At 67.4% G+C, this 267-nt stretch carries 1 protein-coding gene; it reads right to left on the bottom strand.

Translation table 11 applies throughout. From position 1 onward, the window contains the following. Positions 1-65: 65 nt before the first annotated feature. A partial coding sequence (locus B4L76_RS13740; RefSeq protein ID WP_296233222.1) for a hypothetical protein occupies positions 66-267 on the bottom strand: 202 nt, incomplete at its 5' end.

Raw genomic sequence — 267 nt, 5'->3', positions numbered from 1 at the left:
GCGCTCGGTCTCACAGGCACTGCCGTTATCACGGCAAACACCTCGCCCCCCCTCAGACCACCCACCTAGGCCAAGGCGCGCAGCTCGCGGGCAGCGGCAACCATATTGATCAACGCCGCCTCGGTCTCCGGCCAGCCACGGGTCTTCAGCCCGCAATCCGGGTTGACCCACAGGCGCTCGGCGGGAATGCGCCGGGCGGCCTTGCGCAACAGCTTGACCATTTCCTCGCGGCTCGGCACCCGTGGCGAGTGAATGTCGTATACCCCC

The sequence above is a fragment of the Pseudomonas sp. UBA4617 genome, assembly GCF_002386445.1.
Classification (GTDB): Bacteria; Pseudomonadota; Gammaproteobacteria; order Pseudomonadales; family Pseudomonadaceae; genus Aquipseudomonas.
The sequence above is the reverse complement of the archived record's forward strand: the minus strand, read 5'-3'. Positions and strand labels throughout refer to the sequence as shown.